The organism is Candidatus Competibacteraceae bacterium, assembly GCA_016699715.1.
GTDB lineage: Bacteria > Pseudomonadota > Gammaproteobacteria > Competibacterales > Competibacteraceae > Competibacter.
This window is the reverse complement of the sequence record CP065007.1, coordinates 297329-313512: the sequence shown is the minus strand read 5'-3', so window position 1 is coordinate 313512 and position 16184 is coordinate 297329. Positions and strand designations below refer to the sequence as shown.

Below are 16184 nucleotides of genomic sequence, written 5' to 3'. Positions count from 1 at the left end.
GCCTTTATCCATTATTTCGCGGCGGCGGAGAAACCACTGGCGGTGGGGGCACACCGGGGTTTGGCGCCATCACTGGTTGGCCGACCGGCCGCGCATTCCGGCCGCGCCGCGCGCCAGACTGGCGGGCGCGCGGATTCTTCGGTTTTTGCGGGCGTATCAACGGCAATTCCTGGGTGGATTGGCCCTTGCGCAACACGACCCGGTCGGAGAAAACCGCCTCCAGCCGCCACTCGCCTACTTTTTCCCCTAGGCCAATCCGTGCTGTTTTTGCATTGGGCTCTTCGGGTCGCAATAAGGCCTTCTTTGCACTGGATGTGATCATCACCCCCAGCAACGTCAGTTTCTGTTCCGGCCCCGGGGGAGCGGACGGTTCTTCCAGCGGCGCTTCCTCGGGAGGCGGAGGAGGTTCCGGCTCGCGAGCCGCAATAAATAGCGGATGCAGGACAATCTCGCCATACTGATCCAGCGGTGGTAGTTGAAAGAGCCGCATGGGCTCCACTGACGGCAGTTCCGGGGACCGACTTGCGGCAGGCGCTGCGGGAGGGCGCGGCGGGTGTGCAAGTTGCCAGTACACGGCGGCGGCGGCGGCCCCACCAACCAGCAACCACAGCAACAGGCCGGCGTTTCTGGCTGTCATTCAGCCATCCTCCTTGCGCAGATACCCCGAGATTTCAAATTGAATATTCAGTTGCACCCGGGTATAGCCGGCCAACCGACCGTTGGGCAGACGTTGACGGACTGCCCGCGCCGACACATCCAGATTATCGACAAACAATAGTGGCGTCTGCGATTCAAGGTCGTACAGAATTTTCTGCAAGCTGTCGGTATCCCCACTCACGGTCGCGTTGACAGCCACCTTCACGGCGCTTCCTTCCTCGACCGGCGGCAGCGCCTGCGTACTGCGCAGGGTCCCACCGGCCGCCTCGACGACGGCCTTGACGCGCTGCTGCAGCTCGGCGGCGGCCAGCGGTGGCGCGGATTGCGGCAGGTACTGAGCGGTAATATTGCGGTCCTGCTGGATTCTGGCGATCAACTGCTGGATCGGCTCGCGGTTGGCGGCCATTCGTTCGAGCTGCTCCAATCGACCCTGCTGCTGCTCCAGACGTTCTTCATAAAAACGGTAGCTGACGGCCAGCCCCCGCTCCCCCACCAAGTAGAGGGTACCAACCACCACCAGCAACAGCAGCGCCAACGCCCCCAGACGTTGCCCCCAACCCGGCGCCGTCGTGGCGGTCATCGCAACTCCCTGCCGATGTGCGCGCCCAGCAGGAAACGCTCTTTGTTGGTTCTCGGATCCGTGGTGACCGGCGACAAAAATCTAGCGCCGTCCAGCAAATCGGAGGCTTCGATGATACCAACCAGCGCCGATGCCTTGGCGGACTGGCCGTTGATCTGCAAGCTATCCCCCTTGACCTGCAATCGTTCCACCCAAGTGTCCACCGGCAGGATCAGGGTCAATTCCCGCAGCAGATCCACCCGAGTTGGAATCGCCTGTTTTTTCTCCGCCAGCATCCGGGAGGTTTGCAGGGTCCGATCCAACTGATCACGTAGGGTCATGGCTTGATTCGCCGCCGCCTGGAGCCGACCGCTCTTGGCGTTCGCCTGGAGCAACAGCGCGCGTTGCTGCCAAATCGGCAACACCGCGGCCACCGCAACCAGCAGCAGACTGGCGACGATCACCATCGCCCGCATCCGCTGTTCCCAAAGACCCCGACGCACTCGCTGCTCCGGCGGCAACAGATTAAGATCGGAATCGGCACCCACCACGTCCAGCACGTCTGGCAACAGTCCTTGTTGTCGCAACTGAAGCAGCATCGGATCCACCGCAACCCGCGGCAGCGCGGTCAGCTCGACCCGTAAACGGCGCTGTTCGGGCTGACGTTGCAACACGCGGGCATGGTAGTACACCTGATCGGCGGCAAACGGCGTCAGGCGGTCCATCTCGAACCCCGCCACTTGGCGCAACTTCTTCTCGGCGGCCAAAGGCAGCGACAGGGTCCGCGCTAACGCCTGGTCGGCTGGAAAACGCAACACCAGTTGTCTGGCTTTCTCTGCCTTAAACCACTTCACCACCAGCCGATCATCGGGCAACGCCCGATCCAGCCGCTCCAGGACCTGGTTTTGTCCGGATTCTTCGCGCGACAACACATACCCATTTTCATCCACCGCGATGACCAAGCGCCGCGACGAACCGATCAACCAGCGGCGAACGCTGGCGGGAAACCAGGCTAGCAGGCCATCCCGCCACCAGCGCCAGAATGTCTTCCAGATCCAGCGGGGATTGATTGTCAAAACCTGCAAACGTGATGAATCCAGCGACAAAACCATGCGCGAATGCCTATTCTCCGGCCTAACAGGCTGTATTAAAACCAAGTTCATGATGCATGACGATCACCCAAGAGGTAAGAAGAGTCTTGGCTTAACTGCTAAAAGACCACCTTTTTCAGCGCCCCGCGCGCCACGCCAGTACCCGCGGGTTCTGCTCGGTAGCTACGCTCCGCCCATCGATAACGGCCTTTATGGTCACGGACGTTCCACTCTCCGTCTCGGCCGTCACGGTCATATGATAAACGTTCGCACGGCTCGGGGAGAAAAAGGATTGACCGTCACCAGCTTGCAGCGGTGGCGGAGGCGATCCGTCAGCGACGGCGCTGGCGCGCGTCGCCAGGTAATCGGCCACGGTCCGCTCGTCCAAACCCAGGGCTTGCAGCAAGCGGGCGGGCGCCAATTCCGGATTCACGCCGGAGTGGTAGGAAAACACCGTGTCCACATCCGCGATCCGCTCATAGAGCGCTTGGGTCATTCCCAACACCTCACCCAATTCCTCGACGCTCTCGAAGGGCGCATTCTTGGGTCCAGGCCGACCGGCGGCGCGATAGTCACCGCTTTCGGCGCCGTGCGGCAGTGGCTGATCGTCCGGATCGCGCCAGTCCTGGATGGCATCCGCCAAACGGTCCTGATCCTGGGAATCAACACCGGCCGCCGATAACAAAGCCTTGAGTAATTCAGAGTTGGCGGTGTTGAGATTCACCAAGCCGCCGGCGTCCACTACCTGGATTCTCAGCCGACCACCCCCAAAAGACCATTCGCGCCAGTCACCGTTTGGCGACCACTGTTTCTGTGCCTCCGGATCCAGTTGCCAGACCAGCGCATAGGCGATGCCGGCTTCGGCCAGAGCCCGTGCTTGCGCTCGCTCGACCGTGCCAGTCGCCAAGCGGGTTTCGATCCGCATGGAATAGGCGAAACTACCGGCCATCACCGCCAACAGGGTTGTGATCCACAACACGATGACCAGCACCATGCCGTTTTCGCGAGCGTCGGACCACTCGACGCACTCTCTATGATCGGTAATCATCAGCGCGGTCCCTCGACCAGCGCAACGACCAGGTCGGGCCAGACCTCGCCTCGTAAGGTCAGGTTCAGTCGCACCAGCAGTGGCCGCCGCTCGGTGCTGGTCCAATCGGCATGCCACTGCGGTGATTCCTGATCGTTGTCCCGTTCTGGACCGAAATATGCCCATTCCATGGCGGACACCCCCTCCAGTAAAACGTTTACCCGCTCTTCACCCGCGGATGGATCGCCCGGCAGGTACGGTCGCCAGCGCAATTGCAACTGACCATCCGCCATGCCGATCCGCATCCGGTATAGCCCACCCTGACCCAGGCGAGCCGGCATCGGCGCCACAAATTCGATCCCCTCCGATCGGCCGGCGAAGACCACGAACCGCTCCCGCCGGTCATTATCGGTCTCGTAAACGGTCATGGACTGCGCCAATTGGCGGCGCAGGAACTCCTGTACCGACCGCAACCGGTTGGTCGCCTCGGCGCGGCGCTCGCCGCTATCCCAACCGTTCAAACCCAATCGCAGGCCGCTGTACAGCACCACCAACACCAGCCCCATCAGGGTGATGGCAACCACTAACTCCAGCAAGGTAAATCCCTGCTGCCGATGTTCCGCGCCGTGCATCGCCGCCTTCACCGGCGTCCGCCCGGTGGTTCCAGCGGCGCCAGCCGCAAAGTCTCCAGCACAACCGAACGTGTTTGTAGCAACCCCGGCCAGAACACCTCGACTCGAACCCGGTAGGCCTGAACCCGGGTTTTCTCGGGGTCCGGCATATTCCCGGTGTAGGCGTCGACCGTGCCGCGCCAGGAGAACTGGTCGTTGATCGGTCCATCGCGCGCACCCTCGGTCAAAGGCGTTTCCCGGCCGATCGCGGCCAGGATCGATTCGGCGTACAGGGTCGCCCGAGTGTAGTCGTCGGCAACGCCGGCGTTGCGCAACCCAGTCGCGAATATCTGCAACAACACGCCCAACGAGATCGAGAGGATCGCAAAGGCAACCAGCACCTCCAGCAGCGAAAAGCCACCCTGCCGCTCGCTCCGGCTCCGGCTCCGGCTCCGGCTCACGGCCGCGCGTCCTGCTCGACGATGGCGACGGCGCCGGTCAGCCAATCCACGTTGACACGATAAGCCAGCTTCGGACCACTGACGGTGATGGAACCGCCGGTGGAGCTCCCGTCTGGAAAGAAGCGGATGCCGCCGGTGGCGCTGTCCAGCAACTCCGACTGAGCGGTATACAGCTTGAGCGCCACGCTCTCCGGCAGGGCGATTTCGCGCGGATCGCCGGTCACGCCGAAGCGGCGCCGCTCCAGATCGAGGGTCAACACCGCCTCCCGTTGGCGAGCGACCGCTTCGTTGCGGGCATTACGCAGACCGGCGGCCAGTTGCCGCGCCGCGCCGCGCAGTTCGGTGGCACCGCTCATACCCGAGAGCAGCGGTGGCACCAGCGCCACCAACAGCACGCCAATCACCAACACGATCAGAATTTCCAGCAAAGTGAAACCGTACTGCCCGGCCCGCACCGTCATATCATCGTCACGCTTGGGCTACTTACTGCCAGCTCACCACATCCTGATCCTCGCCGTCGCCGCCCTCGGCGTTGTCAGCCCCCAACGCATACAAATCGAAGGCTCCACCATGCTGGCCGGGTGAACGATATTGATAGTCGTTACCCCAGGGGTCCTTGGGGACGAGGTTCTTGCGCAGATAAGGGCCGTTCCAGCGGGTCGCGCCGGCCGGCTGCTCGACCAGCGCCTGCAAGCCTTCGGCGGTGGTGGGATAGCGCCCCATATCCAGGCGGAGTGCATCCAGCGCGGTACTGAAGTCCTCGATTTGCAGCTTGGCGGTCTTGGTGTTGGCACCGCCCAGATATTTCATGACCTGCGGTCCGACCAGCCCGGCCAGCAAGCCGAGAATCACCAGCACCACCAACAGCTCGATCAGGGTAAAACCGCGTGCGCGGCAAAAATTTGTTCGTTTCATCGACTCGATCTCACAAAAAGCAGAGCTCAGAGTGCAGGGGATCAGGGTCGGAAACGGCAAGAACACTTGTTCCCCGTACCCTGCTTCCCGCGCCCTTTTAAAAAGCCAGTTCGTTCAAACTGAGGATCGCGACCAGGATGGACATGATGATGCCGGCAATGATCACCCCCAAGCCAAGAATCAAAGCCGGCTCCAACAGGGTCAGCATGCGCTTGACGGCGGTCTGCACCTCGCCATCGTAGGTATCGGCCACCTGCAGCAACATCTCCTGCAACTGGCCGGTTTCCTCGCCGACTCGGATCATCTGCACCGCCAGTTTGGGGAAACGACCCGCTTCCATCAGCGGATCGGCCAACCCTCGACCGGTCTTGACGTGCTCGGCCACTTCGCCCAACGCGCCTGCCAGCACTTGGTTGCTCAAGGTCTCGCGGGCGATGGCCAAGGCGTTCAACATCGACACGCCGTTGCCAAGCAGGGTTCCCAGGGTCCGCGACAGTCGCGCGGTCTCCACCTTGGCGATCAGATCACCAAATAGCGGCAGCCGCAGAAACCAGTCGTCCCAACGGGCGCGGCTCTCCGGCTGGCTCAATTGCCGGCGCGCGATCGCCGACAGCAGCACGAACAAAATCGCCCCCACCCACCAGTAGTAGCGAAACCCATCGCCGACGGCGATCACGATCTGAGTCGCCAGCGGCAGCGCCTTGCCGGCATCGGCGAACAAACGCTGAAACTGCGGCACCACGAACGTGAGCAGGATAATGACCGACAGCGCCGATACCGACAGCAGGATGATCGGGTAGATCAGCGCCGAAGTCACCGTTTCCCGCAGCGCCTGCGACCGCTCCAGGAACTCGGTCAAGCGCTTCAGCACCACGTCCAGCGCCCCACCCGCTTCACCGGCACGGACCATGTTCAGGTAGAAACGCGAAAACACGCCCTGCACCTCCAGGGCATCGGCCAGGGACGAGCCGCCGCGCACTTTTTCCTGCACTCGCTCCAGCACGGGCTTGGCCTGCTCATCCTCGGTTACGCCGATCAAAATGGTCAGCGCCCGATCCAGCGGCATGCCGGCGTGCAGCAGGTTGGCCAGTTGCTGCGTGAGCAAGGCGATGGTCTTGCGCGATAATGTCCGCCTTTTGCTGAACAACGGCTGACCGAAACCGCCGCGTAGAAACCCGCTCTTGGCTTCGCTCACCGTCAGCGGCAGCAGTCCCTGATCGCGCAATCGGGCAATCGCCGCGTCCAGGGTCGCCGCGTCCAACTCATCGCGCACCACCTCACCCGCGCCATCCACTGCCTCGTAGCGATAACGGGGCATGGCTACCCCTCCTGCTCTTGCTGGCTGGTCACTCGCAGCACTTCCTCAATGGTGGTCAAACCAGCCACCGCCTTGCGCAACCCGTCTTCGTACATGGTGTCCATGCCTTCCTTCTGCGCCGCCGCCTGCAACTCGCCGGCATCGGCGTGCTTGAGCACCATCCGGCGTAGCGGGTCGCTCATCATCAGGAATTCCATGATCGCCGCCCGCCCACGATAGCCGGTGCCGCCGCATTGCTCGCAACCAATCGGTTTATACAAAGTGATGTCGCGAGTATCGGAAAAGCGGTGCAACCGCAATTCATCCGCCAGTTCCGGCAAGGCGGGATACGGCTGGCGGCATTGGGTGCAGAGTAGCCGCACCAACCGCTGCGCCAGAATGCCATTGATGGTCGAGGTCAGCAGATAATCATCCACCCCCATGTCGAGCAGCCGGGTGATGCTGCCGGCCGCGTCGTTGGTGTGCAGGGTGGACAACACCAAGTGGCCGGTCAGCGCCGACTGCACGGCGATTCCGGCGGTTTCCACATCGCGCATTTCACCGATCATGATTACGTCGGGGTCCTGGCGAACGATGGCGCGCAAGGCGTTGGCAAACGTCAGGTTGATCTGTGCCTTGACCTGAATCTGGTTGACGCCTTCCAGTTGGTACTCCACCGGATCTTCGACCGTCAGGATCTTGCGTTCCGGAGTATTGATGGTCTGCAAGGCGGTATAGAGGGTGGTGGTCTTGCCGCTACCGGTGGGACCGGTGACCAGGATGATGCCGTGCGGCTGGTGCAGCACGCCCAGGAAACGCTTGAGCGTGCGCGAGCTAAAGCCCAGCTTGGCAAAATCCAGCACCACGCTGGCCTTGTCGAGGATACGCATCACCACGCTTTCGCCGTACAGGGTCGGCACGGTGGACACGCGCAGGTCGATTTCCTTGCCCTGCGCCCGCAGTTGAATCCGCCCATCCTGCGGCAGACGCCGCTCGGCGATGTTCAGCTTGGCCATGATCTTGATGCGCGAAATCACCGCCGCCGACAGCCGCGACGGCGGGGATTCCACCTCCCGCAGCACTCCATCCACTCGATAGCGAATCTTGAGCCGGTTCTCGAAGGGCTCAATGTGAATGTCGGAGGCGCGCGACTCCACCGCGCGAGCGGTCATCAGGTTGACCAAGCGGATGACCGGCGCTTCGCTGGCCAGATCCTTGAGATGCTGGATTTGCTCCTCATCGGTCAGGTTGTCGGCCAGACCGATGGAATCGACGATCTGACCCATGGCCGAGCGGCCACTACCATACAACCGCTCGAAAGCCACTTCCCACTCCGACGGAATCGCCACCCTCGGCCAGACGGCCTTACCGGTCGCCAGTCGCAACGCCGCCAGCACATAATCGTCGGTGGGGTTGGCCATCGCTACCGTCAACCCCTGCTCGTCCTCGAACAAGGGGATGGCCCGCGACTCCTTGAGAAAGCGCGCGGAAACCCCACCGTTGGTCACCGGCGTGTCGGGATAGTCGGCGGGCTGCACCAGCGGCAGCTTCAATTGCGTGGACAGCGCCTCGGCCAGGTCCCGCTCCGACACCAAACCCAGCTTGACCAACAACGAGTCCAGATTCTCACCGGTGCCGTCCTGCACGCGCCGGGCGCGCTGCAGGTCGGCACCGGCCAGTTTCTGGTGCGCGACCAGCAATTCGCCCAGATCAACTGGCATACAGAGCAAACAGCATGGTGGCCAGTCCCTCCTGCCACGAGCACGGCTGGATACCGAATGCCGCAGCCAGTCGGGCGCAGTCCAGCACCGAATTGGTGGGTCGGGCGGCGGGGGTCGGATAATCGGCGGTGGCGATGGCGGTCACGGTCCGCACCGAAAGCGGCTCATAGGCCCGCGCCTTGTCGATGATCGCGCTGGCAAAACCGTGCCAGGTGGTGGCCGGTTCGCCGCAGTAATGGTAGGTCCCCCAACCGGCTCCGGTATCCCACATCGCCTTGGCATTCATCTCGGCGCCACGCCCGGCCAGAGCCAGCAGAGTATCGGCGATGTCGCCGGCGTAGGTCGGACAGCCGAGCTGGTCGGCCACCACCCGCAGTTCCTCGCGCTCCCGCGCCAGTCGCAGGATCGTCTTGACGAAGTTGTGACCCTGAATCCCGAACACCCAGCTCACCCGCAGGATCAGGTGCCGGGGCAGCAACCGACGCACCGCTTCGTCGCCTTCCCATTTGCTGCGGCCGTACACACCCAGGGGCGAAGCAGGGTCATCTTCGATGTAGGGACCGGTCTTGCGACCGTCGAACACGTAATCGGTGGAGATATGCAGCAGCGGGATATCCAAGCTGGCGCAAGCAGCGGCCAGATGCGCTGGACCATCGCGGTTGACGGCGAACGCCAGCTCCGGTTCCTGCTCGGCCCGGTCCACGGCGGTATACGCCGCCGCGTTGATGACCACGGCCGCGCCGCTGGCGGTCAGGGCCTGATCCACGGCGGTGGCATCAGTGATATCCAACTCACTCTGATCCCAGGCCAGTACCTCATGACCGAACATGGGCGCGCGGCGGGTCAGCTCCCAGCCCACCTGCCCTTTGGAACCGATGATCGCGATGCGCACGGCTCAACCCTCGTAAACCGGCAGATCTTCGGGACGCTGCGCGGCCAGCGGCCGGTTACGCTGGTCCTTGGCCGACAGCGCAATCCCCTCCCGCAGCGGCCAGGCGATGCCGATTTCGGGATCGTCCCAGGCGATGCCGCACTCCGAAGATGGATGGTAGTAATCGGTGCATTTGTAGAAGAAATCCGCTTCCTCCGACAGTACGCAGAAACCGTGGGCGAACCCTGGTGGAATGTAGAGCTGGCGATGGTCCACATCATCCAGCACGCAGCCGTACCACTGGCCGAAGCCCGGCGAGCCGCGACGGATGTCCACCGCCACATCGAACACCGCCCCGCGCGTCACCCACACCAGCTTGCCCTGTGGCTGCGTCAGTTGATAGTGCAAACCGCGCAGCACGCCGCGGCGCGAGCGCGAATGGTTATCCTGGACGAAACGCTCCGGCATACCGGCTTCGCGATAGCGCGCCGCCTGCCAGGTTTCCATGAAGAAGCCGCGCGCGTCGCCGAAAGCCTTCGGCTCCAGCAGCAACACGCCAGGCAGTTCCGTCGCAATCACGTTCATCGCACGCTCCTCCGTTCCAGCAAATCCAGCAGGTACTGGCCATAGCCATTCTTAGCCAGCGGCGCCGCCAGCCGGGCCAATTGTCCGTCGTCGATGAACCCCATCCGCCAAGCAATTTCCTCCAGGCAGGCAATTTTTAGGCCCTGGCGCTGCTCGACCACTTGCATGAAATTGGCCGCCGCCAACAGAGATTCGTGGGTACCGGTATCCAACCAGGCGTAACCGCGCCCCAGCAGTTCGACGTTCAGTGCGCCCCGTTCCAGATAGACCTTGTTGAGGTCGGTGATTTCCAACTCGCCACGCGCCGAGGGACGAATATTCCTGGCAATCTCCACCACCTCGTTATCGTAGAAATACAAGCCGGTGACCGCATAATTGGACTTGGGCTTTTGAGGTTTTTCCTGGATATCCACCGCCCGGCCCTGGGCATCGAAGCTCACCACGCCGTAACGCTCCGGATCGCGCACGTAGTAGCCGAACACCGTGGCTCCCTGCTCGCGGGCGGCGGCCCGGCGCAGCACCGCCGACAGACCCTGACCGTAATAGATGTTGTCGCCGAGGATCAGACAGGCCGGATCACCGCCGATAAAGTCCTCGCCGATCAAAAAGGCCTGCGCCAACCCGTCCGGACTGGGCTGCGCGGCGTAATGGAACGCGACGCCCCACTGGCGACCGTCGCCGAGCAACGCCTGGTAGGCTTCCTGATCGCGCGGGGTGGTGATCACCAGGATGTCGCGGATTTCCGCCAGCATCAGCGTGGCAATCGGATAGTAGATCATCGGCTTGTCGTAAACCGGCATGAGCTGCTTGCTAACCGAAACCGTCAGCGGGTGCAGCCGGGTACCGGAACCGCCGGCGAGAATGATGCCTTTGTATGCCATTCGTTTGTTCTTGATCGGTAGCTGTTAGTGAAAACCTGAGGCAGTCCTACTCGACTGTGACCGACTTGGCCAGATTACGCGGCTGGTCCACGTCGGTGCCCTTGAGCACCGCCGCGTGATAGGCCAGCAGTTGCAACGGCACGGTGAACACGATGGGGGCGATGGACTCGGGTACCGCGCCCAGCGACAGCACATGCGTGCTGACCCCGCTAAGATGGGTATCCACCTCACGGTCGGCGAACAGGAACAATTCGCCGCCGCGCGCCCGCACCTCTTGCAGGTTGGAGAGCACTTTCTCCAGCAGGTCGTCCTTGGGTAGCACGCAGACCACCGGCATGTCGGCATCCACCAGCGCCAGCGGCCCGTGTTTGAGTTCGCCGGCCGGATAGGCCTCGGCATGGATGTAGGAAATTTCCTTGAGCTTGAGCGCGCCTTCCATGGCGATCGGATACTGCGGGCCACGCCCCAGAAACAGGGCATGATGCTTTTCGGCGAAGTGTTCGGCCAGCCGTTCGATGGCGCCATCCAGCAGCAGGGCTTCCTCCAGCGCTCGCGGCAGCAGCTCCAGATCGCGGACCAGCGCCGCCTCGGCCTGCTCGCTTAGACCGTGCCGCCGGCCCAGCATCAAGGTCAGCAGACGCAATGCCACCAGTTGCGTCGTGAACGCCTTGGTGGAGGCCACGCCGACTTCCCGCCCGGCTCGGGTCAGCAGGGTCAGCGCCGACTCCCGCACCAGCGAGCTTTCGGCAACGTTGCAGATGGCGAGGGTGGATAGATAGCCGCGCTCCTGGGCCGCGCGCAGCGCCGCCAGGGTATCGGCGGTTTCGCCGGATTGGGAGATGCTGACAAACAGAGTGCCCGGCGGCGTCACCCCCCGGCGGTAACGGTACTCGCTGGCCACTTCGACCGCGCAGGGCACGCCCAGATTTTCCAGCCAGTAGCGAGCCACCAGCCCGGCGTGATAACTGGTGCCGCAAGCGATGATATGCACCCCCTGTACCTGATCGAACAAGGCCGCCGCCGCCGGTCCGAAACCGTCTTCCAGCAACCGGCCCTGATGCACGCGCCCTTCCAGGGTCTCGGCGACCACCGCCGGCTGCTCGAAGATTTCCTTGAGCATGAAATGGCGGTAACCGCCTTTCCCGGCCGCGCCGGTCATCTGCCCCGAATAGGACAGCGGCCGCTCCACGATCTGCCCTTCCCGGTCGTAGAGAGTGAAGGATTCTCGCCGCACGTCGGCGACGTCGCCCTCCTCCAGAAACACGAAAGTCTGGGTCACCGGCGCCAGCGCGAACACGTCGGAGGCGATGAAATGTTCCTCAATACCGATGCCCAGCACCAGCGGGCTGCCGACCCGTGCCGCGATCAGCCGTTCCGGATCGTCGCGACAGAGCACCCCCAGACTGTAGGCGCCGGTCAGCCGGGTCACGGTCTGTTGCACCGCCGCCAGCAGATCACCGGTTTCCCGCATCTGTTGGTCGATCAGATGGGCGACGACTTCGGTATCCGTATCGGACTCAAAGCGGTAGCCGGCGGCGATCAGTTCCTCCTTGAGTTCCCGATAGTTCTCGACGATGCCGTTATGCACCACCGCCACCGAGTCGTTGCTGACATGCGGGTGCGCGTTGCGCTCACTGGGCTCGCCGTGGGTGGCCCAGCGGGTGTGGGCGATGCCCAGCGGGCCGCGCACCGGCTCTTGCCGCAGCCGCTCCGCCAGCGCCTGCACCTTGCCGACCGTGCGGGTCCGGTGCAGGCGCTGGTCGCGAGGGTCCAGGGTAACGATTCCCGCCGAATCGTAGCCGCGGTATTCCAGCCGCCGCAGACCTTCGAGCAGGATGGGAGTCACGTTGCGTTCGGCGATGGCGCCCACGATTCCGCACATAGAGGTTCAACCGATAAATTCATGGAATGAGCAGGATGGACAGACTAGCCGCTTGTCTACCGGGTGACAAGCGGCGCGGGGATTAGCGCTCCAACACCAGCCGCCGGGTATGGCGGGCGATGACCAGTTCCTCGTTGGTGGGCAGCACCCACACCGCCACCCGACTGCCGGGTCGGTCGATCCGCCGCGGGTCGCGACCGGCGTTGGCCGCCGCATCCAGGTCGATGTCCAGCCACGCCGAACGGACGCAGACCTGCTCGCGCACCGCCGCCGCGTGCTCGCCGATGCCGCCGGTGAACACCAGCGCGTCCAGCCCGCCCAGCGCCGCCGCCAGCGAGCCAAGTTCGCGGGCGATACGGTAGCTAAAGTAATCCACCGCCAGTCTGGCGTTGGGATCGGCGCTGGCCAGCAGTTCGCGCATGTCGTTGCTGACGCCCGACAATCCCAGCAACCCGGACTGCTTGTAGAGCAGGTTGCTCAAATCCCGGACGCCCATGCCATGCCGTTCGATCAGGTAGAGCAACACGCCGGGGTCCAGCGAACCGCTGCGAGTGCCCATCGGCAGCCCCTCCACGGCGGTAAAGCCCATGGTACTGGCCACGCTCTGGCCGTCGCGCATGGCGCACATGCTGGCGCCGTTGCCGAGGTGCGCGACCACCACCCGGCCCGTGGCCGACGTACCCAGGGTTTCCGCCAGGGCGCCCGCGATGTATTCGTAGGACAGGCCATGAAAACCGTAGCGTTGCACCCCTTCCCGACGATAAACCTCCGGCAAGGCGAACAGGCGCGCCAATTCCGGTTGGCCGTGATGAAAGGCAGTGTCGAAACAACCGATTTGCGGCAGATCCGGTCGCACGGCGCTCAGGGCACGGATGCCGGCCAGATTGTGGGGCTGGTGCAACGGCGCCAGCGGCACGAAGGTTTCCAGCCGCGCCATGATTTCCGGGGTCAACCGCTGCGGGTCGCTGAACTCCTTGCCGCCGTGCACCACCCGATGGCCCACCGCGATCACATCGGGCAGGCCGGACATTGTGCCGAACCAGTCCAGCAGATCGCGCAACGCCGCCTGGTGGTCGTAAACCTCGCCATCCGACGACGAGGGCGTATCGTTCGCCCGCCGGCGATGATCCGGCCCCTGCTTGCGGTATTTGCCGGACGGTGGCGTCGGCCGAACATCGATCAACGCCTGCCCATCGCGACCAAACGCCGTGAAACGCGGGTCGTCCTCGCCGATGTTCTCCTGCAAGCCCCGACAGACCAGCACCAGATCGCCGCCGTCGTCCGGCAGGGCAAACACCGAAAACTTGATGCTGGACGATCCGGCATTCAAAACGAGCAGGCCCTGTGGCATCGCGGTTTCCTCCTCAGGAAATTGACAAGCCGAACTCAATCGTTGGCTGGCACCGAGCCATCGAATCGGCAACCGAACGCTTGCAGGTAATCGCGGAACCCGCTGCCCAATTCCGGATGGCGCAGGCCGTACTCGACCGTCGCGATCAGATAGCCGAGCTTGCTGCCGCAGTCGTGACGCCGGCCAGAGAACTCGTAGGCCAGCACCTGCTCCTCGGCCAACAAGGCGGCGATGCCGTCGGTCAACTGAATTTCGTTGCCGGCCCCACGCGGGACGTGGGTCAGCAGGTCGAAGATGCGTGGCGTCAGAATGTAGCGGCCCACCACCGCCAGATCGGATGGGGCATCCTCGGGCTGCGGCTTCTCGACGATGCCATCCACATTGCTGATCCGATTGGCGAACGGCAAGGGATGGACAATGCCGTACTTGTTGGTCTCCGCCTTGGGCACCCGTTCCACCCCCAGGATCGAGCACTGATATTTATTGAAATGGCGGGCCATCTGGCTCATCGTCCCGCCTTCGCGGGCGTCTTCCTCGATCAGGTCGTCGGCGAGAATCACCGCGAAGGGTTCGTCGCCGACCACCGGCCGGGCGCACAGCACGGCGTGGCCCAGGCCCAGTGCTTCGGCTTGACGGACATAGACGCATTCCACTCCGTTCGGCACGATGCCGCGCACCACTTGCAGCAGGTCGGTCTTGTTGCGGGCTTCCAGTTCCGCTTCCAGTTCGTAGGCCTTGTCGAAATGATCGGCGATGGCGTTCTTGGTGCGGCCGATGATGAAGATCAAGGTCTCCACCCCCGCCGCCACCGCTTCTTCCACCCCATACTGAATCAGTGGCTTATCGACGATGGGGAGCATTTCCTTGGGGCTGGCCTTGGTCGCCGGCAGGAATCGGGTTCCAAGACCGGCCACGGGGAATACCGCCTTGCGCACTTGCCGTTTCACCTTAGTTCACCTCGCGGGTTATGAGCGTGTTGTTATAGTCACGATTGGTTTGCATTGTCCGGCATCGAGTCCGACCGGACAAGTAAAAACCCTGCAATAGCAGGGTGTTTTGGATTAGTTATTGATTTACCATTTAGTAACAGGCTGCTCAATCCGCCGCCTCCTCATAGATCACCAGCAATCCCTCGTTCAGCAGATCCAGCAGCAGTTGCCGGGCATCGGGCTGCTTCAGCGCCTCGCGCAGCCGCGCCGGAGTCAGTGTGCGATACCGACACAGCAACGGCCCCATGAACGCCACCGCCGGCCCCAGCGCGAACTCCTGCCCATCCACGAACAGCACCGTCTCCCCTTCCGGCTCGGCGATGTAGTGAAAGCGCGAACCGGGGTTGCGCTCCAGCAAACCGCCGCCGCGCACCTGTTCCCGCAAATCGTCCTCGGTGTAGGACTTCGTCTCCGGCTCGGCGCGAAAACCCGGCTTGGGCTCGCTCAGGTAGCGGCCGAACCAGATCGCAATGGTTTCGTCGTCCAGGGTGATGGTCCGACGCAGCAGATTCCGCACCCTGGCCAGCGCGGCGGGACCGATCTCGCCGGGATGATCCTGCACGGTCAGATCGGAATCGGTGTAGCGCGCCTCGGGATCGAGGCCGTCCAGCAGAAACTCCAGAAATCCGCCGACCAGTTCCCGATGGCTGGGCGCGCGGAACCCGACCGAGTAGGTCAGACACGGCTCCAGCGCCACCCCGTAATGGGCGACGCGCGGTGGCAGGTACAGCAGATCGCCCGGCTCCAGCACCCACTCCTGTTCCGGGACAAACTCGCGCAGAATGCGCAATTCGGTATCAGGCAGCCCATTGTCCGGTTCCACCGGCCGATAGCTGATCTGCCAGCGCCGCCGCCCCTGCCCTTGCAGCAGGAATACGTCATAGTCATCGACGTGCGGCCCGACCGTGCCGGCCGGCGGCGCATAGCTGATCATCAGGTCGTCGATGCGCCAGTCGGGGATAAAACGGAACGGCTCCAGCAGCGTCGTCAAATCCGACACATGTTTTTCGACATCCTGCACCAACAGGGTCCAATGGCTGTCCGGCAGTTTGAGAAAATCGTCATCCACGAATGGCCCGTGACGCAGCTCCCACGGCTTTTCTCCGCCCCGCTCCAGCACCAGCCGCGACTCCACGCCCTCCTCGCAGGCCAACCCCGCCAGTTCTTCCGGCGTCAGTGGGTCCTGAAAACCCGGCCACGCACCGCGCACGATCAGTGGTTGCTTCTGCCAGTACTCAGCCAGAAATTGCGCCGGAGTGAGTTCGCCCAACACTTTCGGCATCATG

Annotated in this window: 17 protein-coding genes; all 17 read right to left on the bottom strand. The window is 63.2% G+C overall.

Features of this window, described 5'->3' with window-relative positions; translation table 11 throughout:
• Positions 1-4 precede the first annotated feature (4 nt).
• The 17 genes from IPM89_01465 to IPM89_01385 all read right to left on the bottom strand — a co-directional run bounded on the left by IPM89_01465 (position 5) and on the right by IPM89_01385 (position 16183).
• Positions 5-637: a hypothetical protein gene (locus IPM89_01465; protein QQS54562.1), complete on the bottom strand. Its 633-nt coding sequence runs from the start codon at positions 635-637 to the stop codon at positions 5-7.
• Positions 638-1237 (bottom strand): type II secretion system protein M, encoded by a 600-nt coding sequence (locus IPM89_01460; GenBank protein ID QQS54561.1) that lies wholly within the window; start codon positions 1235-1237, stop codon positions 638-640.
• Positions 1234-2292, bottom strand: coding sequence for a PilN domain-containing protein (locus IPM89_01455; GenBank protein QQS54560.1), 1059 nt, complete (start codon positions 2290-2292; stop codon positions 1234-1236). The genes IPM89_01460 and IPM89_01455 overlap by 4 nt, the downstream gene beginning before the upstream one ends.
• Positions 2293-2443: 151 nt before the next feature.
• Positions 2444-3355 carry a general secretion pathway protein GspK gene (locus tag IPM89_01450; GenBank protein QQS54559.1) on the bottom strand — a complete coding sequence of 304 codons (912 nt, stop codon included), beginning with the start codon at positions 3353-3355 and terminating at the stop codon, positions 2444-2446.
• Complete coding sequence (locus IPM89_01445; GenBank protein QQS54558.1) at positions 3355-3966, bottom strand: prepilin-type N-terminal cleavage/methylation domain-containing protein; 612 nt, start codon at positions 3964-3966, stop codon at positions 3355-3357. The genes IPM89_01450 and IPM89_01445 overlap by 1 nt, the downstream gene beginning before the upstream one ends.
• Positions 3967-3974: 8 nt before the next feature.
• On the bottom strand, positions 3975-4406 hold the full coding sequence (locus IPM89_01440; GenBank protein ID QQS54557.1) for a type II secretion system protein: 432 nt from the start codon (positions 4404-4406) through the stop codon (positions 3975-3977).
• Positions 4403-4867, bottom strand: a complete 465-nt coding sequence (locus tag IPM89_01435) for a GspH/FimT family pseudopilin (GenBank protein QQS54556.1) — start codon at positions 4865-4867, stop codon at positions 4403-4405. Before IPM89_01435 ends, IPM89_01440 begins: the two co-directional genes overlap by 4 nt.
• 22 nt (positions 4868-4889) lie before the next feature.
• A complete protein-coding gene (gspG, locus tag IPM89_01430) occupies positions 4890-5321 on the bottom strand; it encodes a type II secretion system major pseudopilin GspG (protein ID QQS54555.1) in 432 nt (143 codons plus the stop codon).
• Between the two features lie 97 nt (positions 5322-5418).
• Positions 5419-6639, bottom strand: coding sequence for a type II secretion system F family protein (locus tag IPM89_01425; protein QQS54554.1), 1221 nt, complete (start codon positions 6637-6639; stop codon positions 5419-5421).
• A gap of 2 nt (positions 6640-6641) precedes the next feature.
• Positions 6642-8339, bottom strand: a complete 1698-nt coding sequence (gspE, locus tag IPM89_01420; protein ID QQS54553.1) for a type II secretion system ATPase GspE — start codon at positions 8337-8339, stop codon at positions 6642-6644.
• A complete protein-coding gene (gene rfbD / locus IPM89_01415) occupies positions 8329-9231 on the bottom strand; it encodes a dTDP-4-dehydrorhamnose reductase (GenBank protein QQS54552.1) in 903 nt (300 codons plus the stop codon). Before rfbD ends, gspE begins: the two co-directional genes overlap by 11 nt.
• 3 nt (positions 9232-9234) lie before the next feature.
• Positions 9235-9795, bottom strand: coding sequence for a dTDP-4-dehydrorhamnose 3,5-epimerase (gene rfbC / locus IPM89_01410; GenBank protein QQS54551.1), 561 nt, complete (start codon positions 9793-9795; stop codon positions 9235-9237).
• Positions 9792-10676: a glucose-1-phosphate thymidylyltransferase RfbA gene (gene rfbA, locus IPM89_01405; protein ID QQS54550.1), complete on the bottom strand. Its 885-nt coding sequence runs from the start codon at positions 10674-10676 to the stop codon at positions 9792-9794. The genes rfbC and rfbA overlap by 4 nt, the downstream gene beginning before the upstream one ends.
• Before the next feature lie 46 nt (positions 10677-10722).
• The gene (glmS, locus tag IPM89_01400; protein QQS54549.1) at positions 10723-12558 is read right to left on the bottom strand and encodes a glutamine--fructose-6-phosphate transaminase (isomerizing); all 1836 of its coding nucleotides are present in this window, start codon (positions 12556-12558) and stop codon (positions 10723-10725) included.
• An 82-nt stretch (positions 12559-12640) separates the two neighbouring features.
• The gene (locus IPM89_01395) at positions 12641-13909 is read right to left on the bottom strand and encodes an acetate/propionate family kinase (GenBank protein QQS54548.1); all 1269 of its coding nucleotides are present in this window, start codon (positions 13907-13909) and stop codon (positions 12641-12643) included.
• Positions 13910-13944: 35 nt separating this feature from the next.
• On the bottom strand, positions 13945-14856 hold the full coding sequence (galU, locus tag IPM89_01390) for a UTP--glucose-1-phosphate uridylyltransferase GalU (protein QQS54547.1): 912 nt from the start codon (positions 14854-14856) through the stop codon (positions 13945-13947).
• A 148-nt stretch (positions 14857-15004) separates the two neighbouring features.
• Positions 15005-16183, bottom strand: a complete 1179-nt coding sequence (locus IPM89_01385; protein ID QQS54546.1) for a cupin domain-containing protein — start codon at positions 16181-16183, stop codon at positions 15005-15007.
• Position 16184: the final 1 nt, after the last annotated feature.

Coding starts and splice junctions, on each gene's coding strand:
- IPM89_01435 (QQS54556.1), bottom strand. CDS start 4,867: ATGACGGTGCGGGCCGGGCAGTACGGTTTCACTTTGCTGGAAATTCTG.
- IPM89_01450 (QQS54559.1), bottom strand. CDS start 3,355: ATGATTACCGATCATAGAGAGTGCGTCGAGTGGTCCGACGCTCGCGAA.
- glmS (QQS54549.1), bottom strand. CDS start 12,558: ATGTGCGGAATCGTGGGCGCCATCGCCGAACGCAACGTGACTCCCATC.
- IPM89_01425 (QQS54554.1), bottom strand. CDS start 6,639: ATGCCCCGTTATCGCTACGAGGCAGTGGATGGCGCGGGTGAGGTGGTG.
- IPM89_01385 (QQS54546.1), bottom strand. CDS start 16,183: ATGATGCCGAAAGTGTTGGGCGAACTCACTCCGGCGCAATTTCTGGCT.
- IPM89_01395 (QQS54548.1), bottom strand. CDS start 13,909: ATGCCACAGGGCCTGCTCGTTTTGAATGCCGGATCGTCCAGCATCAAG.
- gspE (QQS54553.1), bottom strand. CDS start 8,339: ATGCCAGTTGATCTGGGCGAATTGCTGGTCGCGCACCAGAAACTGGCC.
- IPM89_01460 (QQS54561.1), bottom strand. CDS start 1,237: ATGACCGCCACGACGGCGCCGGGTTGGGGGCAACGTCTGGGGGCGTTG.
- rfbC (QQS54551.1), bottom strand. CDS start 9,795: ATGAACGTGATTGCGACGGAACTGCCTGGCGTGTTGCTGCTGGAGCCG.
- gspG (QQS54555.1), bottom strand. CDS start 5,321: ATGAAACGAACAAATTTTTGCCGCGCACGCGGTTTTACCCTGATCGAG.
- IPM89_01445 (QQS54558.1), bottom strand. CDS start 3,966: ATGCACGGCGCGGAACATCGGCAGCAGGGATTTACCTTGCTGGAGTTA.
- IPM89_01465 (QQS54562.1), bottom strand. CDS start 637: ATGACAGCCAGAAACGCCGGCCTGTTGCTGTGGTTGCTGGTTGGTGGG.
- rfbA (QQS54550.1), bottom strand. CDS start 10,676: ATGGCATACAAAGGCATCATTCTCGCCGGCGGTTCCGGTACCCGGCTG.